This window comes from Prevotella sp. oral taxon 313 (genome assembly GCF_003043935.1).
Taxonomy (GTDB): domain Bacteria; phylum Bacteroidota; class Bacteroidia; order Bacteroidales; family Bacteroidaceae; genus Prevotella; species Prevotella jejuni.
Genome location: NZ_PYXE01000001.1, coordinates 1,928,604 through 1,951,295, shown reverse-complemented (window position 1 = coordinate 1,951,295; position 22,692 = coordinate 1,928,604). Strand labels below are relative to the sequence as shown.

Sequence of the window (22,692 nt, the reverse complement as noted above, 5' to 3'; positions counted from 1 at the left end):
GTGAAAAAAAATATTTTTCTTCATGAAAAGAATTTGAAAACGACAAGGAGTTGCTCGTTCCTAACGCTCTTCTTGTATGTTGACGATGATGATAAGAGGGCATAAAGAAGCCAAGTTAGGGTGTAGCATTTGCTTGGGAGAATTCGAGAAATCAGTACGTTGCGCTGCCTTCTGTCGTCGTTTAGGTCGCTGTTCATAAGCATTTGTAAGTAATTTTTAAGTGTTCTGTGGGCTAAAATCATAATAAATAGGTATTGTGGCATACTGATGTTTCTTATAACTTTGCATTCGAATAGAATTAATATAAACTGAATCAGTAACATGAGAATTAAAAATTTATTTCTTACACTTGCTGTTGTGCTGTTAGCTTCGATGACTTCTATCCCTGTCTCTGCGGCTAACCATGTGAAAGTAAGTGACAAAGATGGCAATAACACTTACTTTGCTCTGTCTGATAAGCCTACTGTTACCTTCACTTCCACTGCCATGGTTTTGACTGCTGGAAGCCAAACAATAGAGTATCCTCTGACAGATTTCCGTGCTTTTGCCTTCGAAGATCAGCCAACAAGCATCGAGTCTCTTAATGCAGAGAGCAACAATGCAGTCTTTTCTTTTGGTAACTCCTTGAAGGGAGAAGGCCTGAAAGCAGGTAGCCAAGTAGCTGTTTACACCATTAATGGACAGTTGGTAGGTCGTTCCACCGTAAGCCAAAGCGGTACTGTTGAGATTCCTCTCGACGGACAAACAGGCGTTTTTGTAGTTAAATCATTATCTAAGACATTTAAATTCATACGTAAATGAAAAAGATCTTTACTTTAGTAATCGTATCTTTCTTGAGTGCACTCGCAGTACAGGCACAGTCATTAAAGGTAACAAAAACTGATGGTAGCGTTGTAACTTATAACGCATCAGATATTTCAAAGATTGAGTTCTTGCCAAGTGAGACACCTTCACAGCCAAAGTTGATACACGAGTTTGCAGGCTATTTGACTGTAAAGAACAGAGTACTCAACAATGCTCGTTTTGACACTGGTGCTAAGATTAAGGTGTTGCAGGACGGTGGTAAGTTCCATGCAGAGTTCTCTGACACTCAGTGGGGTACTGGTTCTTTCGTGATAACCATGGCTAATCACGCCATTAACGGTACTGGTAAGATGAAGATTGCTAACCCAAGAGCAGGCGGTGCAGTGGAGGAATATGATGCAACAATGAGTGGTTCGATGACAGAAATAAAGATTTCAATCCCATCACTCATGGGTGGTACTGAAATTACTTGGCATTATGCTGAGGCTTCAGCAGCATCTAAGGTGGCAGGAAACTATACTGGTACAACCTCTTTGAAGATTGGTGAAATGCCTGGTTCATACATATCTCCAACGGTTGGGTATAAGGTTACTGCTAATGAAGATGGCTCTATCAATGTGACAACATCAGAAGAGAAGTACACTGGAGTTCCTATGGTAGGAAACTTGACAATAGGAACATACACCGTAAAGAACCTTGCTTACGATAAGGCAACCAATAGTTTTAGTCGTGATTATAGCAGTGATGATCTCAAGGTTTATCTTAAGTCTGAAGGAGGTTTGATGAGTCTTAATAAAGACTATGCTTTCGAGTCACCAAGTAAGATTATTGTAAAACTTGATGAGAATGGGACTTTGACAATTACAAATAGCTATAAGCTTACACATATGCCACTCCCAATCTCAGCAACATATACTGGTAAGAAGGCTAAGTAAAACGTTATACGCTCATGCACAGAGTATTTCGCCCTATTTCTATCCTTGCAGGCTGTGCCATTATGATGTTGGTAACAGCCTGCAATGGCATTTTTGATGATATATATGATGAGGCTTCTGCTTCATCAAGTGTAACTACAGAGGGTCAACTCCTTGTTAATGCCGCCAGTTGGAAGGACTGGTATTATATAGACTTTGACTCTTTACAGATGTATATCGAGCGTAAAGACACGGCAGGACTGCTCAAGGCACAGACGCACTTCACGCATTATGCCATCCCTACAAGTCTGTCGTCGGGTAGTGGTGATGGGAAAACGGGTATGTACACTTACTGGTTTGATGTCTTCGGGAAAGGTATCTCGGTAAATGAAAAGCGTGGCTTTACTGCTACTGATTCGCAGCCTGAACCACAGTCGTGGAGCATTGCCTTTCATCGTAACAATGTAAGGACGAACGGTGGGGCCGTACTTGAAACGAAGTATACCTCTTTGAATGAGCTTCCAAAGAATAGTTCCTATTTCTTAGGAGCATCATTCCAAGAAGATGAATGGACAGAGAACGAGGTTTGGGAGGACCAGTCGCAGATGCTTATGAGCCTGATTGGATGCCAGGGAATACGTATTAATAAGGTACTATCGTCTTGGTTGAAAATCGATATACCCCCAATGCCACCAGCCTTCACGATGAACAAGCATGTATTCATCGTTCGTCTGAAGAATGGAAAGTATGCTGCCTTGCAGTTACAGAACTATATTGGTACCGATGGGACCAAGTGCTGGTTGACTATTAACTATAAGTACCCATATTAAATTAGACATGCAACCCCTTTCGTTATGCTTTATTCGAGGAAAAGAAAGGGGCTTCATTAATATTTGTTATTGGCTATGATGCGAAAGACCATTATATTGTCAGTCCTACTCAGCCTCACCTTTGAAGGTATGTCGGCTGATGTTCCCAATGACTCTATCCCCCAGACGATAGAGTTAGACCAAGTAGTAGTGACGGGAACACGTACCCCAAAATTGCTTGCCAATACCCCTGTGTTGACGAAACTCATCACTGCTAATGACATAATGAAGACAGATGCCACCAATCTACGTGATGTCTTACAGCAGATAATACCAGGTGTTGAGTTCTCATACGCCATGAATCAGCAGGTACACATGAACTTCTCTGGCTTTGGTGGACAGAGTATGTTGATACTTGTTGACGGTGAACGCCTTGCTGGAGAGACGATGGATGATGTCGACTTCACCCGTATTGGTATGGAAAATGTTGACCATATCGAGATTGTGAAAGGTGCTGCATCAGCGCTCTATGGCTCTAATGCCGCTGGTGGAGTTATCAATATCATCACAAAGAAAAAGCCCAATCCATGCGCACTCAACCTTAACATGCGTTTTGGTCGCCATCATGAGCAACGCTATGGACTGTCTTGGCAATACGCAAGGGGCAAGTGGAATAACTTGCTGACGGTCAACAGGAATAGTTCCAACAACTTTAATGTGCACAACGGACCTAATCCTATTACGCGCGTCGTATCTACTATCTATGGTGATGCCGTCTGGAACTTTAAGGAACAGCTAACTTATACACTGAATGAGAAGCTACGCTTGACAGGACGTGCTGGTTATTTCTATCGTCAGTTGGTACGTACAGAGGAGGTACCAGAGCGTTATCGTGACTTTACAGGCGGCCTTCGTGGAACATGGACACCCGACCTCTTCAACAGTGTAGACCTCTCTTATGCTTTCGACCAGTATGATAAGTCAGACTATCAGCGCATTACTCGACTGGACATCCGTGACTATTCAAATGTACAGAACAGTCTTCGACTACTTTATACGCACACGTTTGAAAACGAGAATGTCCTCTCTGTGGGTGCAGACTATATGCATGATTACCTCTTCAATACGAATTTAGAGGGTAGAGTACGTAAGCAAGACTCCTTCGATGCATTTGCTCAATACGACTGGAACATCAATAAGTATTGGGAAATAGTAGGTGCGCTGCGTTACGACTACTTCTCTGATGGACGCATTTCAAGACTGACTCCGAAGGTAAGTGCACGTTATCAACCAATAAGAAACCTAAATGTTCGACTCAGTTATGGCATGGGCTTCCGTGCACCAACACTAAAAGAAAAGTACTACAACTTTGATATGTCGGGTATATGGGTGGTCGAAGGCAACCCTTCTTTACGGCCAGAAGTGAGCCAGAACTTCAATGCCTCGGTTGATTACACAAAGGGTCACTATAACTTTACAGTAAGTGCTTATTGCAACAAGATTGATAATAAGATAGCAACGGGTGCTCCTTACTATAAGAACCCATCGGACGTTATGCCTCATCTTCCTTATCTTAACCTAAATAACTATACGGTAAGTGGGGGAGAAGCAACGGCACAAGCGCGTTGGACGAATGGTCTTACCGCCCGTTTAAGTTATGCTTATACCAATGAGCGTCTGCCTAAGGACAAGAATAACAACGCTGTTAACAACCAGTATATACCTGCTCGCAAACACTCAATGACAGGTCATGTCGATTGGGACCATCAGTGGACGAAGAACTATGGAACGAACATCGGACTCGATGGACGCTTCCTCTCTGCAGTCGACAATGAAGAGTTTGTCGATTACTATGACATCTCTAAGGGTATAAAGAATATCCATTACCCAGCATACGCACTCTTCAAACTATCCTTAGTACAGCGTATCAGCAAGGCTGTGAAGGTAAGTGTTTTACTCGATAACATCTTTAATTATAAACCAGAATATTATTATTTGAACTGCCCATTGACTGATGGAACAAACCTAATGATAGGGATGTCGGTCGATGTGGACAAACTCTTTTAAGCACTGAAAGCTTTAATTAATTTATGGAAAAGGATAAGATCTACTTCTGGCGAGCCATCGCCTCGTTTATTTTAGTGTTGTTCACGATGCCTTTAGGTCATGCTCTTATGATTATGATGGATAAGAACATGGCACCAGAAGCTGTGCATTATGCAGGCTTTGCCATGGGTTTTGTGGGATTGGTCATCGTTATCATTGGTGTATTTGTTAAAGGTGATACTCGTCAAACACTGTGGGGACTTATCGGAGGGTTGCTTTTCTGGACCGGATGGGTAGAGTTCCTCTTCCAATATTACGCCAATCGCTATGGCGTACCACCAGAGATTGAACACGGACAGGTCGTTACTAAGCCAGAATATCTGATACTTCCTGCGTCATTCGGGTTCTGGATGATGATGATGACGATGTACATCTTCAGTACACGTAATGGTTGTGACTTTATAACATGGATACAGAAACGACTGTTTGGAAAGCGTAAGAACGAGATAGCCTTTCAACCGATGACCCGCCACACGTCTATTGTCACGTTTATGGAAGTCAATATGATTCTATGGGCTTCTTATCTTTTATTGATGTTCTGTTACGATAAGAACTTCCTTGGCGACCATCATCCCGTGACTTATCTCATAGGTTTTAGTTGCTTTATCGGTTCGTTGTTCATGTTCAAGAAGCAGCTCCACATCGCTTCATGGGGTGCTAATATCCGTATGTCAGTGGCAACGGTGATTGTTTTTTGGACTCCTATTGAGATTCTCGGACGTATTAATTTCTTCAAGGAGTTCTGGGTTCATCCACAAGAATACAGTGTTCAACTACTTTGCATCTTAGCTGCTTTCATCATCTTGATAGTTTATATGTGGATGAAAGGTGCTAAGAAGAAGCGTGGATAATAAGTGATAACGAGGACTACTGTAGGCGATGTGTAATCGTGTTGCCTATTCTCAAGAAATATGATATATACAGTATAGATTACTTGTTGGCAATAGCGAGGTTGCTGACAAGTAATTTTTTTTGTTTCTTTCAGCCGCACTAAAAGGCTACTAAGCCATTGATAGCGGGCGATACCCATTAGTATTCTACTATGAAAAACGTTTCATATAAGTCCTTTCTATTGTTTTGATGTCGATTACAAACAATCTGTACAAGTCCTATCCATCGTTTTGAGGATAGTCTCAAACAATCTGTATAAGTTCTGTTCATCGTTATGAGTATAGGCTCAAACAATCTTCTTCCCACTTTGGAGGAATTGACAATACGGTAAAAAATCGTTACAAGCATTCAAACTAAGTGTCCTCGATATAGGAGTATGATGTGTTCTATAATTGAGTTTGTAACCTGCAAGAAATCAGAATGTTATAAGTAGCGTTAAAGAGAAGCCCTTTCTTCGTTCAAGAAGGGCGTCTTCTTGAGGCAAGAAGAGCATGTTCTTGTATGAAGAAGGGCCTTTTCTTGCATCGAGTCAAGCCTTTTCTCCAAATTAAGAAGGGATTGTTAATGAAATAGTTTTATAATTTCTACTAATTTGTTTAGCCTTCCCTCTTTCTTTCCTATTACCTTTGTTGGTGTCTCTCAGTGATTCCCTCTTGTCGTGAAGGACATTTCCTCTTACAGAATCAAGTTCCCATAGAGGTCCATTCAGGCACAAGCTATCACAGACTTTACAAGCGATTTTAGCAGTAACGCTCTGTGTTCTCTGTATGCCGAAGGCCTTCTGTGGGCTCGAAACTGTGCGCCAAAAAGCTCCGTGAACTCTGTGCGCTCTGTGAGAGAAAAAACTCCCCAGCGTGAGAGAAATGCTTACTCACACCTCGTGTCAGCAGGCCAGTAGGGGTAACCTCACATACTAACTACCAGTTGGCCCCTCCCTCTTCTCCTCCCCCGAAGGGAAGGGGCGTAATCACCGAGATACCCATGTGAGGAAGAGGCCCCTCCCCCTTCCCCTCCCCAAAAGGGAGGGGCGTAATCACCGAGATACCCCTATAAAAAGGATGTAGGCTTCGTTATGTCCCTTAATGGCAGTCTTGTAGGGGTAACCTCACATACTAACTACCAGTTGGCCCCTCCCCCTTCCCCTCCCCCGAAGGGAAGGGGCGTGATCACCGAGATACCCCTATGGAGAGGATGTAGGCTTCGTTATGTCCCTTATTAGTAATGATAATAGCTGAAAGGTTCTGTGAACTCTGTATGCCGGAGGCCTTCTGTGGGCTCGAAACTGTGCGCAAAAGGTTCTGTTAGATCTGTGAGTTCTGTGAGAGAAAAAACTCCCCAGCGTGAAAGAAATGCTTACTCACACCTCGTGTCAGCAGGCCAGTAGGGGTAACCTCACATACTACGCCCCTCCCTGCGGGGGAGGGGTTGGGGGAGGGGCCACTATCTTTTGAGTTCGAAACTGTGCGCAAAAGGTTCTGTTAGATCTGTGAGTTCTGTGAGAGAAAAAACTCCCCAGCGAGTCTCGCAATTGTTCTTTCTCTCACAGAAAAACACAGAAGAACAGAACACACAGCATTCCACAGAGACATTAAGTCAACCGATTTCACAGAACCTTACACCCATCTTTGGCAGTAACGTTCTGTGAATTCTGTATGCCGGAGGCCTTCTGTGAGTTCGAAACAGTGCGCAAAAAAGTTCTGTCAGATCTGTGAGTTCTGTGAGAGAAAGAAATATCCTTAGTGAGAGAAAGAAGTGTCCTTCGTGAGAGAAAGAAATGTTCTTCGTGAGAGAAAGAAATGTCCTTCGTGAGAGATAATACTCCCTATCGCTCTCAAGCAACATCATTATTATAGCAGAAAACCACCCCGAGCGAATGAGATAAGTGAGCATAATTCACATGACGGACAAGTCTAAAATCGGTCAAGACGTATAATGTTGTTTGTCTTTGCCTGTTTCTTCTTTGCTATATCGCTTTTTTTTCGTATTTTTGTAGCACCAATATAATTAAAAACAATGAATAAGTTATTTCTATCCCTTTGTTTGTTGTTGGTGAGCTTTGCGTTGTCTGCACAAGAGCGACTGCCCAAAGTGATACTCAAAGACATAGAAGGAAGGACCGTACAAACCGACACTATCTCTAATAATGGCAATCCTCTTGTTATTACCTTCTTTGCTACTTGGTGCAAGCCATGCGACCGTGAGTTGAAAAGCATTGATGAGCTTTATGACGATTGGCGCCAAGAAACAGGTGTGCGAATCGTTGCTGTATCTATTGATCAGGCTCAAAACGTCAATAAAGTGAAGCCGATGGTCGACCAGAATGGCTGGCGTTATGATGTATTACTCGACCCTAATGGTGAGTTCCGACGCTCGTTAGGTATTCAGTCTGTGCCTTATACGATCTTACTTGATGGTCAGGGCAGGATTGTTTATAAGCATAATGGCTACACAGATGGCGCTGAGATGGAGCTATATAAGAAGGTGAAAGAGGTAGCAGGAAAGTGATTTTATGAAAAGATGGATGATGATAGGACTGCTCATAAGCCTGAGTAGTGCATCGATTTATGCACAAGAGTCCGACAAATTACACCTTTCTGGAAGTCTTCAGAGTGATATGCTGTTGGCACAAAAGGACAGTGCGACAGGCGCAGAGGCTACAGGCAGTCGTTTCCGAACGAATACTTATCTCGACTTGAGGCTTTCAAACAGATACTTTGAGGCTGGTGCAAGGTTGGAATATATGCCCCATCCGCTTCCAGGATACGAGAGCGACTTTAAGGGTTGGGGCGTTCCTTACGCCTACTTGAAGGGTCGTTATAAGAATGCGGAGCTTACTTTGGGTAGCTTCTATGAGCAGTTTGGCTCTGGTTTCATCCTCCGTTCGTATGAAGAACGCAGTCTTGGAATTGATAACTCATTGCAAGGTGCACGCTTGAACTATCTCCCTTGTGCGGGAGTTGCGGTCAAGTTGCTCACGGGTAGACAGCGTCGTTACTGGCACCACAATAAGAGTTGGATGACAGGAGCGGATGTGGAATGGAACATGGAAGAGTCGTTTAAGTCGCTTCAAGAGCATAATACCTATATAATGTTGGGTGGTTCCTACCTTAATAAATACGAGAGAGACGAGGTGGTGATGGTCGACCCGACCCATCGGTTGCGCCTTCCTCGTTATGTCAATGCGTTCGATTTACGTCTACGAGTGCAACATCACGGCTTCAATGTATTGGCAGAAATGGCAATGAAGACGCAGGATCCTTCGCATGATAATGGTTACATCTATCGTAATGGCTATGTGGCAATGCTCTCTGGGTCCTATTCTAAGCGTGGAATGAGCCTATTGTTGCAAGCAAAACGCAGTACGAATATGGGCTTCCGAAGCCGTAGAGGGATGGAAGGTATCTCCTCTTTCATCAATCATCTACCGCCTTTCACGGTGGAGCATACCTATACCTTGGCAGCACTCTACCCTTACGCTACACGCCCCGAGGGTGAGTGGGCTTATCAAGCAACGGCAGCTTACACCTTTCCAAAGGGCTCATGGATGGGAGGAAAGTATGGAACAACAACGAAAGTGAACTTCTCTCATGTCCATTCAGTGCTTAAGAAGGGTGCAGGAGAGATGGGTACAGAGGGTTATGGTAGCCCGTTTTGGGCATGGGGGACGCTACCTATTATCAAGATATTGATGTGCAGTTGGAGAAGCGACTCTCTAAAGCAACGAAGTTAAACCTGATGTATATGTATCAACGGTACAATCAGACCTTGTTAGAAGGGCATGGAGGAATGTTAAACACGCATATCTTCGTCGCAGATGTCAAACAGAAACTCGGAACGAACGCCATCTTGCGTGTCGAAGGGCAGTATCTTGCATCAAAAGAGGGCGATAAAGACTGGCTATTCGGGCTGGGAGAACTATCGTTCGCACCGCATTGGATGGTCACTGTGAGCGATCTCTACAATGCAGGTAACAGTCATGTGCATTACTACCAAGGCTATGTAACCTATAGCGGCGGGGCACATCGACTGCAATTAGGCTATGGTCGAACACGTGCGGGCTTTAATTGTTCGGGTGGAGTATGCCGTTATATCCCTGCAACAAAGGGTTTGACACTCTCTTATAATTATAACTTTTGATGGAAATGAGACGTTTTTATATACTTATCTTGGCTGCTGTTGCACTCTTGACAGGCTGTGATTCAGTTGGTTCTGACGAACGATTGATAGAGATTCCACCTGCAACTGTTCAGCGAAATGTACTCATAGAGGACTTTACAGGGCAGCGTTGTATCTTCTGTCCGGCAGCTTCTCAGACGATAGAAGAGCTGCAAAAACTTTATGGAGCAGACAGATTGATAGCCGTGGGCATACATGCTGGACCGCTCGCAATAAAGAGTATGGGTGGAGTTAAGGGCTTGCGCACTGATGCAGGGGATGTTTATTACAAGTATTGGGCAGTTCCTAATGTGCCGAAAGCCATTATCAATCGTCGTGGAGGCGTCCTACAGAAAGATACTTGGGCTGGGCGTATCTACGAAGAGTTCGCTCAAACGACTACAATCAATATAGCCCTTCAATGTCACTATGACGCTGCTACACGTCAAGTGAAGATTGAAACCAACTTAAAAACATTGTCCGATGATGTGAAGGGAAGGCTTCAGCTTTGGTTAGTAGAGGATAGTGTCGTGGCTCCACAGCTCTTTCCAAACAATAAGATGGATAAGGAGTATGTGCATAACCACGTGTTCCGTGCTGCTATCAATGGGGAGTGGGGAACGGAGTTAACGCTCTCTTCAATGCGAACGCACGTGGAGCATACATCGTACACACTCCCAGAAGATGTTGTACCAGGCAATGCGTGGATCGTAGGATTCGTCTATAACGATAGCGGAGTACTGCAGGCTGTGCGCCAGAAGGTTTCGCTCTCGTAAATAAATCATCATCAATTAAGTAGATAAATATAAATTGAACAATATGAAATTACGCTTACTCGTATTAATCGGACTGCTGACCAGTCTTTTAGTTAGTGCTCAAGCACAGACAAGTAACAATGATGTTGCCTTCGTGGATGCGCAAGGTAAGGTTATTCCGAACGGTACAACGGTGGTATTAAACGCTGTGAAAGATGCCATGTTCCCACCTGGATGGAAGGAAATAGCAGGTGAGGTGTATATTAAGAATACGTCGGATAAGGACCTGACAGTAACCCTTTACAGTAGAATTAGCAGCATTGATGGGGGCAATGTGACGGTTTGTGCACTCGGCGGATGTACTCCTTTGGAAGAAGATAACAGTACTGAGATAGGAAGTCAACCGCTGTTGGCAGGCTCGGAGAGGGAGTCTATTGCGATAGAACACACTTACGAGCATAGCGAGAAGGGCTCAATTACACTGAAGCTTACTACTAAAGAGTCTAAATCTGAACAGCAGATAGAGGGGCCATCTATTACTATTAAGTTTGATGCTAATGCAGCAGGTATTGCTTCGGTAGCGTCACAGAAAGGACTTAATTACGATGTTTTCAATACTCAGGGTATGTTGTTATATAAGCAAATTACGTCTTTATCAAATCTCCCTAAGGGTATTTACATTGTAAAGAAGAAGGGAGTTGCCTCTACAAAGAAATATGTTGTTCGTTAAACATATACCTTTTTTACCACAAATTGACATGTTAAGTAAGTTTTATATACAGTTTCTAACGTTTCTTGCGGTCATCTGTTATGCGGTAAACGTTAAGGCACAAGACCATAGTCTTATTGCTGCAGCAGGGCAGAAGGTATATGTTCCTCTCTCAGCAAAGACTGTAAAGGGAAAGATGACAGTTTCCAATTACGGTAGAACTATTGTCCGAAACTTCGACTATACACTTTCTTTTAATGGGCAAGAAATAGAATCTAAGCACTATGTTCTGCCCCAAGCGTTGAATCGTTATGATGATACTACGATAGAAGTTGATGTCCCACCATATACGGAGTTAGGTGAAGATGATCTTATTTTCACGATTACGAAAGTAAATGGAGAGCGGAATAATGCTACAATCAACTATGCTTCGCTTCCGAGAGTAACTGTTACTAAGGTGCCTCATAGGAGAGTTGTTGTCGAAGAGTACACTGGAATGTGGTGCCAATACTGTCCACGTGGTATAGCATTAATGGAGAATCTTGCACATAAGTATGGTGATGATTTCATTGGTATTGCTATTCATACGGGGCGTGGTTATGAGCCATTAAACTGTGAGGACTATGCTTGGAAAGCTGCAGAATACAGGAATCGGCCTTCATTGACTATGAATAGAGATGTACCACTTGGGTCTTATATAGCACAAACAGAGTTTGAAACGGAACGATCAAAAGGTGCTTATATGGATTTGGAAGTGTCAGCAATGTGGGACAAGGAGAAGAATAATATCACAGTGACTCCTAAAGTAACCTTCCGACTGAACCGAGAAGAAGCTCCTTATGGCTTCGCTTACGTGTTGACAGAGGATGGAATGTCAAGCCACAATTGGAAACAAGCTAACTATTATAATGGTCGTACGGAGTTTTATGGCATATCAGATGAACTCGATTATTTTGTCAATGCGCCTGGAACTATTTATAATCTTGATAACAACTTTGTAGCTATTGCTGCAGATGGAGTAATGTCTGCTCGAACAGGTCACCTTAAATCTCCAATCAAGGCAGATGAAACACAGAGTCACACGTATGTCTTTAAGAATATTAATAGTAAGAAAGTCATACAAAAGAAAGAGAATCTTCGTGTCTGTGTCCTACTGATTAACACACAAACGGGGCATGTTGAGAATGCTGCTAAGTGTGTTATCTCTGAACCAAAGGCCACTGCCATCTCTTCTGTTTCAGATGGTACTCGTAGCGAAGTAGTGGTAGGACGCTACACACTTGACGGTCGACGCATCACGACTCCACAAAGGGGTATTAACATCGTGAGGTACAGTGATGGGCGAGTGAGCAAAGAGGTGGTGACAAAATAAAGTTTCCTTTAATATTATATAGGTGTAAGCATGAATAAAGACTTAACTGATTTGTATCAGCATAAAGCGGAAGAAACGAACGCTCAACTCGTCTCTCTTCGTAGTCGTAGTCGGTTTTTTATCTTGACAGAAATCGGTTCCTTTTTAGTAGCCATTGGTTTTGTAGTTCTCTACACGCTATTGGCTGATGCGGCTTGGACACTCCTCTGTGCCGTAGCCGCCTTGTGTTTCTATCTTTATATCCGTCGTCGTGATGTATTGAACGACCGAAAGATAAAGCACGGAGAGGCACTGCTGGGGGTCTATCAGAACGAGATAGACTACCAGCATGGCAATTTTTCAGGCTTTGAAGCTGGCGAACAGTATGTTAATCCGCAACATCCTTACACCTTTGATATGGATGTCTTCGGTGTAGGATCACTGTTCCAAAGGATGAACCGCACCATCTCTACTGGTGGTAGCGACCAGTTGGCTGCCTGTCTGTCTACTGAGTGGGGACATACGAAAAGGGAGCAGCTTATCGGACAGATACGCATGAGGATGGACGCTATTGACGAGTTAGGACAAGACGAAACATTCTTGTCTACCTTCAAGTCTTTGGGCGTTAAAGAGCGAATTAATACAGCAGAAGTGTTGAAAGCACTGACGGCTATTCATCAGCAGACTTTTCCAAAGATTTTCCACAACCCTCTCTTGCGTTATTTCTGTTATGCCGATTTACTCGGGTTCTACGTGAGTATCGTGCTTTCCATTATGGGTTTAGCTCCCTCCTTACTCCCTCTATGGTGGGGAATGTTCAACTTTATGTTCGCTTTCCTTTGTGGACACAAGCACATGCGTGTCATTTCTGAACTGATAGCAAAGGTACACGCACAGGTAGATGGTTACCTGCAAGTATTGAAGTTGATTAACACGACTGAGTTTAAGTCGGCTGAACTCCAAGCGTTGAAAGCACAGCTTTCGGGTGCAGAGGCCTCCTTTGAGCAGTTAGAACTTATCTTACAAAAGATAGATAACAGAAGTAATGAGGTCGGGGTATTCATCTTTAATAGCTTTGCCTTGATTGATCTTGCGATTGTAAGACTGTTCCTTCGTTGGCAACACACGTATGAGCAACGCACAAAAGAATGGATTGACGGTCTTAATCTCTTTGATGCTTTGGTGTCAATGGGTAACTATCGACTGAATGAAGATAGAGCAGTAAAGGCCGAAATCAGCGAGGAGAATAAGGTTGTCTACGAAGCGAAGGGTCTTTACCATCCCTTCCTTGGTGAGAAGGCTGTGGCAAACGACTTCACTATTCACGACCATGAGTACTACATCGTCACGGGTGCGAATATGGCAGGAAAGAGTACTTTCCTTCGTTCATTAGGTATTAATTACCTCTTAGCGATGAATGGCTTGCCCGTCTTTGCAGACGAGTTGAAGGTCTCAGTGTTCCATCTTTTCACGAGCATGCGCACCACAGACGACCTTACCCACGGTATTTCTTATTTCAATGCGGAGTTGCTTCGTTTGAAGAAGTTGTTAGGCTCGTTGCGTGATGATGTACCAAGTCTGATTATTTTGGACGAGATATTGAAGGGAACAAACTCCCTCGACAAGTTGAATGGGTCTCGTCTTTTCTTACAATACATCGCAGAACGCAATGTGACAGGCGTCATTGCCACGCACGACCTTGAGCTTTCAAAGATGGAGAATGAGTATGAGGGACGTTTTCATAACTATTGTTTTGAGATAGAATTAGGTGAGGACATCACCTATTCGTATAAGATTACCAAGGGAGTAGCTCGTAATCAGAATGCTACATACTTGCTGAAAGGAATCTTAAAGCCCAATGTCTTTTGAATAGTCGAGTAAGTTGAGGGCAGGATAAGATAGTTGGTGAACGGCTATCCTATCGTTTTCAGCGTGTTTAATAAGGGTAAATAATAAGCTAAATCGACTATAAAGACTGGTCGACTTTAGCTTGTTCTCGAATTCTTTTCATGAAGGGAAATATTTCTTTTCACGATAAAAAATATTTATGTTCATGAAGAAAAATATTTCTTTTCATGAACATAATTCAGTCTTAGTGATGTTAACTAATTTAATTCGCCTACTCAGTTGGAAGAATAAAGCGTTCGATGACATGTGCCACACCATCTTCTTCATTCGATAAGGTGACGAAGTCGGCCTCTTTCTGTATGTCTTCTGCAGCGTTCGCCATCGCTACACCGAGTCCTGCGAAGCGTATCATACTAAGGTCGTTATACCCGTCACCGCAGGCGATAACCTCCTCGCGGCTAATACCGAGCGATGAGATGAGGCGGTCGAGAGAGCGGGCTTTATCGATGCCGAGCGGTACACACTCAAGGAAAAAGTCGGCCGAACGATAGACATCCATCCTCCCCTCCAACTCTTTAGACAATCTTAATTCTAACTCATGGAGTGGGGTAGGGTCGCCAACAATGAGACATTTGTTGATAGGATAGACCAACTGATGAAGGAAATCATCGTATTGCATGACGGGCATCTTATTGATGAATGCCTCGTGTTGTACGTATTTATCGTCTTTGTTGGTAGCCGCAATACCCTCCCCTTGGTAGGTTAGGATTTCCATATTAGCTTTTCTCGCTTCCTGATAGAGCAGAGGAACAAGCTGCTCGTCCAGCTTCTGTTCAAAAAGAACTTTGTTGTTGGTGCAGTCGATAATCTTTCCTCCATTGAAAGCGAGGATATAACCGTTGTTTTCTTTCAGTTTTAACTCCTCCGCCAAAGGGACGATACCGTATGTGGGGCGGCCAGATGCCAGTACAACATGCACTCCAGCAGCCTGTGCCAGCATGAGGGCTTGCAGGGTGTGAGGGGTTATGATTTTTTTATTGTTGGTCAGTGTGCCATCCAAGTCGAGCACTATCATCTTATACTTCATATTGCTTTAATACTTTATTCTTTGTATTTTCGGTTGTGGAAAACATCTAAATCTTATCGAGACGCACGAATCTCTTTGCAAAGGTACGGCTTTTTATGAAGTAAAGGCCGTGTTTCTCTTGATATAAAACAAAAACTTTCAAAAAGTAGACGACCAATATAATATATCGTAGGCGAAAGCGTTTATACAGCGAATTAACCATTCTAAAGACATTAAAGTCAGGATAAATAAATAGTAATTAAAATCGAAGAGAGTTCTGAAGAAGTATTTAGCTGAGATGATCGGTACAATGGTATTGGTCCTCATGGGCTGTGGCGCAGCTGTATCTTTGGGTTGTGACCCTGTTAACAATCAAGCAGCTGTGGTTGGAACAGCCATGGCGTTTGGTCTTTCTGTAGTCGCGATGGCTTACACGATAGGGGGTATCTCTGGTTGTCATATCAATCCAGCGATTACACTCGGTGTCTTCCTTAGTGGTCGAATGAGTGCGAAAGACTGCGTGATGTACATGCTTTTCCAGTTTATTGGCGGTTTGATAGGTGCAGCACTACTGTTCCTTCTTGTCACGAATGCCGGTAGTAGCTTTGCAGCCGCAGGTGCAGGCTTAGGCGCAAATGGGTTGCAAGAAGGGATAAGTGTCGTAAGTGGTCTACTTGCAGAGATTATCTTTACATGCGTATTCGTACTTGTAGTGTTGGGTACAACGTCAAAGACCAATGGAACAACAGGTAAGTTTGCAGGATTAGCAATAGGTTTGTCGCTCATCCTCGTACACCTTGTATGTATTCGTTATACAGGAACATCAGTCAACCCAGCACGTTCATTTGGTCCAGCTTTGTTTGTTAAGCTCGTAGGAGGTCCTTCCACAGCATGGAGTAACCTATGGATATTCATCGTCGGACCGTTTGTTGGCGGTGCAATAGCGTCAGTCATTTGGCGAGTTCTCGACTCATCAGAGAAGTAATAGAATAGGCTTATTAGACAGACGGTTCTAATAAGCCTATTAATCTATAATCTTGAGGCAACGAGCAATTGTTAGGGATTTTAACACTTAAAGGCTATTAAATATGTGTGATGTCTTGGTTATGAGAAAATAAAACCGTACTTTTGCAAATACAAAATAGGTATAGACTTATTAATTTTAATTTTTTAAGCATAATAGAAATTATGGTAGTAGATTACAAGAAATTAGGTCTCGTGAACACACGTGAGATGTTCAAGAGAGCCATCAAAGGCGGTTATGCTATCCCAGCATTCAACTTTAATAACCTTGAGCAGCTTCAGGCTATTATCAAAGCATCTTCTGAGTTGAAGTCACCTGTTATCCTTCAGGTATCTAAGGGTGCTCGTAAGTATGCTAACCAGACTCTACTTCGTTACCTCGCAGAGGGTGCTGTAGAGTATGCAAAGGAGTTGGGTTGCCATCATCCAGAGATTGTACTTCACCTTGACCACGGTGATAGCTTCGAGACATGTAAGTCTTGTGTAGATTTCGGCTTCTCTTCTGTGATGATTGATGGTTCTGCTCTTCCATACGAGGAGAATATTGCTTTGACAAAGAAGGTTGTTGAATATGCACATCAGTATGATGTAACTGTTGAGGCTGAGCTCGGTGTTCTCGCTGGTGTTGAGGATGACGTTGTTGCTGAGGTATCTCACTATACAAAGCCAGAAGAGGTTGTTGACTTCGCTACTCGCACTGGTTGTGACTCTTTGGCTATCTCAATCGGTACTTCTCATGGTGCTTACAAGTTCACTCCAGAGCAGTGTACACGTGACCCAAAGACTGGCCGTTTGATTCCTCCTCCATTGGCTTTCGACGTTCTCGCAGCTATCGAGAAGCAGCTCCCAGGCTTCCCAATCGTTCTCCACGGTTCTTCTTCTGTTCCTCAGGAGTATGTTGACATCATCAACGAGCACGGTGGTAAGTTGCCAAACGCTGTAGGTATCCCAGAGGATCAGCTCCGTCAGGCTGCTAAGAGTGCTGTATGTAAGATTAACATCGACTCTGACTCTCGTCTTGCCTTTACTGCTGGCGTTCGTCAAACATTTGATGAACATCCTGAGTACTTCGATCCACGTCAGTACTGTGGTAAGGCTCGTGAGTACATGGAGGACCTTTACAAGCACAAGATCACTGATGTTCTTGGTTCTGATAACAAGCTCGTTAACTGCGACTAATCGTCAGTTGAGATCAGTTTGATTAGATACAAAAATAAGCGGCAGTTCCTTTTGGAGCTGCCGCTTTTTGGTTATTTCGTTTTCTACGAGACGATGTCTTGTAGGCTGATACCTTATTATAATAGGCTACGGGTGGGTGATTAGCTAATCATCTAAGAGCTTAAAGGCCTTAGGAAGATAGTTGATGATATCACTTGCAACAAGGCTCTCCTTACCTAAGTCTTTAGCGGCTAAGTCGCCAGCAAGGCCGTGTAAGTACATTCCCACCATACAAGCGTTCTGTTGATGATAGCCACGTGCAAGGAGGGCAGTGATGATGCCGGTGAGTACATCACCACTTCCAGCTGTTGCCATACCACTATTACCAGTAGAGTTGAAGATAACGTTGCCATTAGGAAGGCATAGTGCACTGTTATGTCCTTTAAGTATAATGTAGGCTTGTAACGACTTTGCCAACTCACGTGTACGGTGGAGTCGCTCGTAATCAGCATTGGCAGGGGAGCCTGTCAGACGGTCGAGTTCCCTCGCATGAGGTGTCATTATGATTCCTTTTGGTAGTTGTTGCATCCATGCACGATGGCTTGCAAGGATGTTCAAAGCATCCGCATCTGCAACAATAGGGCATTGCGCACGTCTTATCTGTGCTATCATCGCAATCGCTGTAGGCTCTTGTCTGCCCAAGCCGGGTCCTATGGCTAATGCATCAAAGTCATCTGTATCAACGGCTTCGGTAAAGGCTGTCTCCTCGTGGTCCATCTGTAAGACTGCTTCAGGGACTGCAATCTGCATGATGTCGTAGTTCTTCTTGGGTGTATGTACGGTGGTCTTGCCCACACCACAGCGTAGACAAGCACGAGCAGACAATATTGCTGCCCCCGACATACCATAACTACCAGCTATGATAAGCGCATTCCCCATGTCTCCCTTGTGTGAGAAATCGTCTCGATGGATAAGACGTGAACGAATGTCGCTCTCTTCTAATACATAATACTGTGCTTCTGTCTTCTGAATAAACTCCTGACTTAAACGAATGTCAAGTACTTTCAGTCTACCAATAAACTGCTGTGCATCAGCAAAAAGGAAGGAGAGTTTCCGCTCGTGGAGGGTCAGCGTGAGTGTAGCATGGATGATATTGGCACGTACATTATAAGTGTTGTCTTCAGACATCAGGCCTGATGGCACATCAATACTTACAATCTTTGCAGGACTCTGATTGATATATTTCACCAAAGAAGCAAATCCTCCAGCCAAAGGCTTGTTGAGTCCAGATCCGAAGAGACCGTCAATAACCAAAGTGTCAGCGGTCAGCTCTGGTGGATCAAACTTTGCTGTAATCTCCGTAAAGTCCTTTGCATGCTTACCATCAAGCAGTCGCTGACGGTTTGTTACGCAGTCTTCCGATAGATGATTGGTGATATTAAAGAGGTATGTACTTACCTTATACCCTTCATTTATCAGTAATCTGGCCACAGCAAGAGCGTCCCCACCATTGTTGCCAGGGCCTGCAAAGACAACAATTGGCGTGTTTGTAGACCATTCCTCAGTGATAGCACGAGTAATAGCCTTGGCCGCACGTTCCATCAAGTCAATCGACTTGATTGGTTCATGCTCTATAGTGTATCTGTCCAGTTCGTGAATCTGGGCACTTGTAAATATCTTCATAACGATGGCAAATTTACAAAATAAATGCGGATAGTTTGGTATTATTTTCGTAATTTTGCGCTAAATTATAAATAAAGAAGCATGAGTCGCGTAACAATTAAGGATAAAACGTTTGAGACATCTATACCAGAAGCGGAGATTCTGGATAGGGTGAAACAGGTAGCAGAGCGTATTAATAAGGATTTTGAAGGTAAGAAACCATTGTTCCTTGCCGTGTTGAATGGTTCTTTTATGTATGCCTCTGACTTGATGAAGAATATCACTATCCCATGTGAAATATCTTTTGTCAAGTTAGCCTCTTATCAAGGTGTTACTTCAACAGGCACTATCAAGGAGATTATCGGTTTGAATGAAGACATCCGTGGCAGGGAGGTCATCATTGTAGAAGATATTGTTGATACAGGTGCAACGATGAAGCGTATGCTCGAGACACTTGGTACACGTGAGCCAGCAGGACTACATATTACAACCTTACTATTGAAGCCAGGTAAGCTTACAGTACCTTTGAACATAGAGTATGCAGCTATTGAAATACCAAACGACTTTATCGTTGGCTATGGACTCGACTACGATCAAGAGGGTCGTAACTTAAGGGATATATACACATTAGTACAAGAATAATGAAGAATATTGTGATTTTCGGTGCGCCAGGTGCAGGTAAAGGCACTCAGAGCGACAGGATGATTGAGAAGTATGGGTTCGGTCATATCTCTACAGGTGACGTACTTCGTAATGAGATAAAGAATGGTACAGAACTCGGTAAAACGGCAAAAGGCTACATTGACAATGGTCAGCTCATTCCAGACGAGTTGATGATAGACATCCTTGCAAGCGTCTATGATAGCTTTGGTAAAGAGCATAAGGGAGTTATCTTCGATGGTTTCCCACGCACTATCCCACAAGCAGAAGCATTGAAGAAGATGCTGGCTGAGCGTGGTCACAACGTAGCAGCAATGATTGAACTATTTGTTCCAGAGGACGAGTTGATGAAGCGTCTACTTCTCCGTGGACAGCAGAGTGGCCGTTCAGACGATAACGAGGAGACAATTAAGAAGCGTCTTAACGTGTATCACAATCAGACTTCTCCATTAATCGACTGGTACAAGGGTGAGAATATCCACCATCATGTGGAAGGTCTCGGAACTGTAGATGAGATCTTCGCACGTATTGCGTCTGTTATTGAAGAACTTTAATATACTGGCTGATAGGTGTTAGGTATGGGCAGATACTATATGTATTGTCTTTTCCTAAAGCCTATCAGCTTTTTGCTAATTAGACCTTAAATAACAAAGGGTCAGTTGATATAAACGATTATTCATACTATTCTCTAACATTCATCACTTGCTATGGCTGATTCGAATTTTGTTGATTATGTAAAGATATACTGCCGCTCTGGTAAGGGAGGTAGAGGTTCCATGCACCTTCGTCATGTGAAGTATAACCCTAATGGAGGCCCAGATGGTGGCGATGGTGGCAAAGGTGGGAGCGTTTATCTGCGTGGTAACCACAATTATTGGACGCTGTTGCACTTGAAGTTTCAGCGTCATATTTATGCTGAACATGGTGGTAATGGGGGCCGTGACAAGTGTCATGGTACGGATGGTAAGGATGTTTATATCGACGTTCCATGTGGTACTGTTGTCTACGATGCCGAGACGGGCAAGTATGTCTGTGATGTTATGCACGACGGACAGACGGTATTGCTGTTGAAAGGTGGACGTGGTGGATTGGGTAACTTTCAGTTCCGTACATCCACAAATCAGGCTCCCCGCTATGCACAACCAGGTGAACCAATGCAGGAGATGACTGTTATTCTTGAGTTGAAGTTGCTGGCTGATGTCGGTCTGGTGGGTTTCCCGAATGCAGGTAAGTCTACTTTGCTTTCTTCTCTCTCAAGTGCAAAGCCCAAGATAGCCAACTATCCCTTCACAACAATGGAACCTTCGTTAGGCATTGTCAGCTATCGTGACAATCAGAGCTTCGTGATGGCCGATATTCCAGGTATCATTGAAGGGGCAAGCGAAGGTAAGGGACTCGGCTTGCGCTTCCTCCGTCATATCGAACGTAACTCCCTTCTCCTCTTTATGGTACCAGGGGATACAGACGACATCAAGCGCGAGTATGAGATACTACTTAATGAGTTGCAGCAGTTTAATCCTGAGATGCTCGACAAGCACCGTGTTTTAGCGGTAACAAAGAGCGACCTTCTTGATGATGAACTCATTGAGATGCTGCGCGAGACATTGCCAACCGACCTTCCTGTAGTCTTCATTTCAGCTGTTACCGGACAAGGTCTTGATGAGCTGAAGGATATTCTATGGAGGGAACTGAACGCTGAGAGTAATAAGCTACAGGGTATTCTCTCAGAAGACACACTTGTCCATCGTGATAAGGATATGTCACGTTTTGCAGCCGAGTTAGCGGCTGAGGATGCTGATATAGATGATGTTGAAGAGGTTGGAATAGACGAGTTAGATGAGGTGGAAGACCTCGAAGATTTTGAATATACGGATGATTAAGCCTGTTCTACATTACTTTAATCTTGCCGACGAGGTAGTCTGCTTTAGCACTACCCGCCATGGCGGTGTTAGCAAGGGGAAACTTGCAACACTGAATATCAACCCTCATCGGGGGGATGACCCATCTGCTGTAGCTGAAAACCTGCAGGCTGTAGCTGCAGAGATTGGTGTCAAAGCAGATAAGATTGTCCGTCTTCATCAGATACATGAGACGCACTGTCTTACCGTGACGGATGATTTCTTCCATCTTTCAGCCGCTGAACAGTATGAGAGGGAAGAAGGGAAAGATGCTGTCGTTACTGATTGTCGTAACGTTTGCATTGGTGTTCATACGGCCGATTGCGTTCCTATTCTTTTTTACGACCCCGTTCACTCTGCTATTGGGGCAGCCCATGCTGGTTGGCGTGGCACGGTGCAACGTATCGCTCAACATACACTTCGTAAGATGACAGAACTGTACGGTACCAACCCAAAGGAGCTTAAGGCGGTTGTAGGACCATGCATCTCATTAAAGAACTTTGAGGTTGGTCAGGAGGTATATGACGCCTTTTCTGAAGCAGGCTTCCCTATGGAACGTATTGCACGGATGTATGAGAAATGGCATATCGACCTTCCGCTCTGTAATCAACTTCAATTAGAAGAACTCGGTGTACCAACTGCTAACATCCTTCAAACGGCTATCTGCACCTATGATAATGCTTCAGATTTCTTCTCAGCACGTATTCTAAAGGAGGGATTTGGCACTATTTACACTGGTATAGCCCTGCGATAAATTTCCACATGACGTGTTGTCACATATTTATTGTCATGTAAATAAATCTTTCTTGTCGTGAAAATAAATCTTTCTTGTCGTGAAAATAAATCTTTCTTGTCGTGAAGAAAAATATTTTTTATCATGAAA

At 43.6% G+C, this 22,692-nt stretch carries 17 protein-coding genes and 2 pseudogenes; 17 read left to right on the top strand and 2 right to left on the bottom strand.

Features of this window, described 5'->3' with window-relative positions; all coding sequences use genetic code 11:
* Window positions 1–321 precede the first annotated feature (321 nt).
* From AXF23_RS07645 to AXF23_RS07595, 11 genes and pseudogenes are all read left to right on the top strand, one after another.
* The gene (locus tag AXF23_RS07645) at window positions 322–801 is read left to right on the top strand and encodes a hypothetical protein (RefSeq protein WP_107624891.1); all 480 of its coding nucleotides are present in this window, start codon (window positions 322–324) and stop codon (window positions 799–801) included.
* A complete protein-coding gene (locus AXF23_RS07640; protein WP_107624890.1) occupies window positions 798–1,739 on the top strand; it encodes a calycin-like domain-containing protein in 942 nt (313 codons plus the stop codon). Before AXF23_RS07645 ends, AXF23_RS07640 begins: the two co-directional genes overlap by 4 nt.
* Window positions 1,740–1,753: 14 nt before the next feature.
* Entirely contained in the window at window positions 1,754–2,548 is a 795-nt protein-coding gene (locus AXF23_RS07635) for an HmuY family protein (RefSeq protein ID WP_107624889.1), read from the top strand.
* 75 nt (window positions 2,549–2,623) lie between these two features.
* The gene (locus AXF23_RS07630) at window positions 2,624–4,594 is read left to right on the top strand and encodes a TonB-dependent receptor plug domain-containing protein (RefSeq protein WP_107624888.1); all 1,971 of its coding nucleotides are present in this window, start codon (window positions 2,624–2,626) and stop codon (window positions 4,592–4,594) included.
* 23 nt (window positions 4,595–4,617) lie between these two features.
* On the top strand, window positions 4,618–5,484 hold the full coding sequence (locus tag AXF23_RS07625) for a hypothetical protein (protein ID WP_107624887.1): 867 nt from the start codon (window positions 4,618–4,620) through the stop codon (window positions 5,482–5,484).
* A gap of 2,053 nt (window positions 5,485–7,537) precedes the next feature.
* Window positions 7,538–8,029 (top strand): TlpA family protein disulfide reductase, encoded by a 492-nt coding sequence (locus AXF23_RS07620; RefSeq protein ID WP_107624886.1) that lies wholly within the window; start codon window positions 7,538–7,540, stop codon window positions 8,027–8,029.
* A gap of 4 nt (window positions 8,030–8,033) precedes the next feature.
* Window positions 8,034–9,661, top strand: a pseudogene (locus AXF23_RS07615) (DUF6029 family protein).
* Window positions 9,662–9,666: 5 nt separating this feature from the next.
* Window positions 9,667–10,455, top strand: coding sequence for an Omp28 family outer membrane lipoprotein (locus AXF23_RS07610; protein ID WP_107625827.1), 789 nt, complete (start codon window positions 9,667–9,669; stop codon window positions 10,453–10,455).
* A 43-nt stretch (window positions 10,456–10,498) separates the two neighbouring features.
* Window positions 10,499–11,164, top strand: coding sequence for a T9SS type A sorting domain-containing protein (locus AXF23_RS07605; RefSeq protein ID WP_107624885.1), 666 nt, complete (start codon window positions 10,499–10,501; stop codon window positions 11,162–11,164).
* A gap of 28 nt (window positions 11,165–11,192) precedes the next feature.
* Window positions 11,193–12,515, top strand: coding sequence for a thioredoxin family protein (locus AXF23_RS07600; RefSeq protein ID WP_107625826.1), 1,323 nt, complete (start codon window positions 11,193–11,195; stop codon window positions 12,513–12,515).
* Window positions 12,516–12,545: 30 nt separating this feature from the next.
* A complete protein-coding gene (locus AXF23_RS07595; RefSeq protein WP_107624884.1) occupies window positions 12,546–14,363 on the top strand; it encodes a MutS-related protein in 1,818 nt (605 codons plus the stop codon).
* Window positions 14,364–14,613: 250 nt separating this feature from the next.
* On the opposite strand, the gene AXF23_RS07590 is transcribed toward AXF23_RS07595, so the two are convergent.
* Window positions 14,614–15,429: a Cof-type HAD-IIB family hydrolase gene (locus tag AXF23_RS07590; protein ID WP_107624883.1), complete on the bottom strand. Its 816-nt coding sequence runs from the start codon at window positions 15,427–15,429 to the stop codon at window positions 14,614–14,616.
* Window positions 15,430–15,682: 253 nt separating this feature from the next.
* On the opposite strand from AXF23_RS07590, the pseudogene AXF23_RS07585 reads away from it, so the two are divergent.
* A pseudogene (locus AXF23_RS07585) lies at window positions 15,683–16,393 on the top strand (MIP/aquaporin family protein); the annotation flags it as partial.
* A 203-nt stretch (window positions 16,394–16,596) separates the two neighbouring features.
* Window positions 16,597–17,610, top strand: coding sequence for a class II fructose-bisphosphate aldolase (locus AXF23_RS07580; protein WP_107624881.1), 1,014 nt, complete (start codon window positions 16,597–16,599; stop codon window positions 17,608–17,610).
* A gap of 144 nt (window positions 17,611–17,754) precedes the next feature.
* Here AXF23_RS07580 and AXF23_RS07575 read toward each other — a convergent pair whose 3' ends face one another.
* Entirely contained in the window at window positions 17,755–19,272 is a 1,518-nt protein-coding gene (locus AXF23_RS07575) for an NAD(P)H-hydrate dehydratase (RefSeq protein ID WP_107624880.1), read from the bottom strand.
* A gap of 81 nt (window positions 19,273–19,353) precedes the next feature.
* Between AXF23_RS07575 and hpt the strand changes: the two genes are divergently transcribed.
* The 4 genes from hpt (at window position 19,354) to pgeF (ending at window position 22,563) form a co-directional block, all read left to right on the top strand.
* Window positions 19,354–19,893 carry a hypoxanthine phosphoribosyltransferase gene (gene hpt, locus AXF23_RS07570; RefSeq protein WP_009012219.1) on the top strand — a complete coding sequence of 180 codons (540 nt, stop codon included), beginning with the start codon at window positions 19,354–19,356 and terminating at the stop codon, window positions 19,891–19,893.
* Entirely contained in the window at window positions 19,893–20,465 is a 573-nt protein-coding gene (locus AXF23_RS07565; protein ID WP_107624879.1) for an adenylate kinase, read from the top strand. The genes hpt and AXF23_RS07565 overlap by 1 nt, the downstream gene beginning before the upstream one ends.
* Window positions 20,466–20,618: 153 nt before the next feature.
* Window positions 20,619–21,791 carry a GTPase ObgE gene (gene obgE / locus AXF23_RS07560; protein ID WP_009012221.1) on the top strand — a complete coding sequence of 391 codons (1,173 nt, stop codon included), beginning with the start codon at window positions 20,619–20,621 and terminating at the stop codon, window positions 21,789–21,791.
* Window positions 21,784–22,563 carry a peptidoglycan editing factor PgeF gene (gene pgeF, locus AXF23_RS07555; RefSeq protein WP_107624878.1) on the top strand — a complete coding sequence of 260 codons (780 nt, stop codon included), beginning with the start codon at window positions 21,784–21,786 and terminating at the stop codon, window positions 22,561–22,563. Before obgE ends, pgeF begins: the two co-directional genes overlap by 8 nt.
* Window positions 22,564–22,692 lie beyond the last annotated feature (129 nt).

What these genes read in the sequence shown, in the direction of transcription:
- AXF23_RS07645 (WP_107624891.1), top strand. Translation starts at nt 322, where the DNA reads ATGAGAATTAAAAATTTATTTCTTACACTTGCTGTTGTGCTGTTAGCT.
- AXF23_RS07640 (WP_107624890.1), top strand. Translation starts at nt 798, where the DNA reads ATGAAAAAGATCTTTACTTTAGTAATCGTATCTTTCTTGAGTGCACTC.
- AXF23_RS07635 (WP_107624889.1), top strand. Translation starts at nt 1,754, where the DNA reads ATGCACAGAGTATTTCGCCCTATTTCTATCCTTGCAGGCTGTGCCATT.
- AXF23_RS07630 (WP_107624888.1), top strand. Translation starts at nt 2,624, where the DNA reads ATGATGCGAAAGACCATTATATTGTCAGTCCTACTCAGCCTCACCTTT.
- AXF23_RS07625 (WP_107624887.1), top strand. Translation starts at nt 4,618, where the DNA reads ATGGAAAAGGATAAGATCTACTTCTGGCGAGCCATCGCCTCGTTTATT.
- AXF23_RS07620 (WP_107624886.1), top strand. Translation starts at nt 7,538, where the DNA reads ATGAATAAGTTATTTCTATCCCTTTGTTTGTTGTTGGTGAGCTTTGCG.
- AXF23_RS07610 (WP_107625827.1), top strand. Translation starts at nt 9,667, where the DNA reads ATGAGACGTTTTTATATACTTATCTTGGCTGCTGTTGCACTCTTGACA.
- AXF23_RS07605 (WP_107624885.1), top strand. Translation starts at nt 10,499, where the DNA reads ATGAAATTACGCTTACTCGTATTAATCGGACTGCTGACCAGTCTTTTA.
- AXF23_RS07600 (WP_107625826.1), top strand. Translation starts at nt 11,193, where the DNA reads ATGTTAAGTAAGTTTTATATACAGTTTCTAACGTTTCTTGCGGTCATC.
- AXF23_RS07595 (WP_107624884.1), top strand. Translation starts at nt 12,546, where the DNA reads ATGAATAAAGACTTAACTGATTTGTATCAGCATAAAGCGGAAGAAACG.
- AXF23_RS07590 (WP_107624883.1), bottom strand. Translation starts at nt 15,429, where the DNA reads ATGAAGTATAAGATGATAGTGCTCGACTTGGATGGCACACTGACCAAC.
- AXF23_RS07580 (WP_107624881.1), top strand. Translation starts at nt 16,597, where the DNA reads ATGGTAGTAGATTACAAGAAATTAGGTCTCGTGAACACACGTGAGATG.
- AXF23_RS07575 (WP_107624880.1), bottom strand. Translation starts at nt 19,272, where the DNA reads ATGAAGATATTTACAAGTGCCCAGATTCACGAACTGGACAGATACACT.
- hpt (WP_009012219.1), top strand. Translation starts at nt 19,354, where the DNA reads ATGAGTCGCGTAACAATTAAGGATAAAACGTTTGAGACATCTATACCA.
- AXF23_RS07565 (WP_107624879.1), top strand. Translation starts at nt 19,893, where the DNA reads ATGAAGAATATTGTGATTTTCGGTGCGCCAGGTGCAGGTAAAGGCACT.
- obgE (WP_009012221.1), top strand. Translation starts at nt 20,619, where the DNA reads ATGGCTGATTCGAATTTTGTTGATTATGTAAAGATATACTGCCGCTCT.
- pgeF (WP_107624878.1), top strand. Translation starts at nt 21,784, where the DNA reads ATGATTAAGCCTGTTCTACATTACTTTAATCTTGCCGACGAGGTAGTC.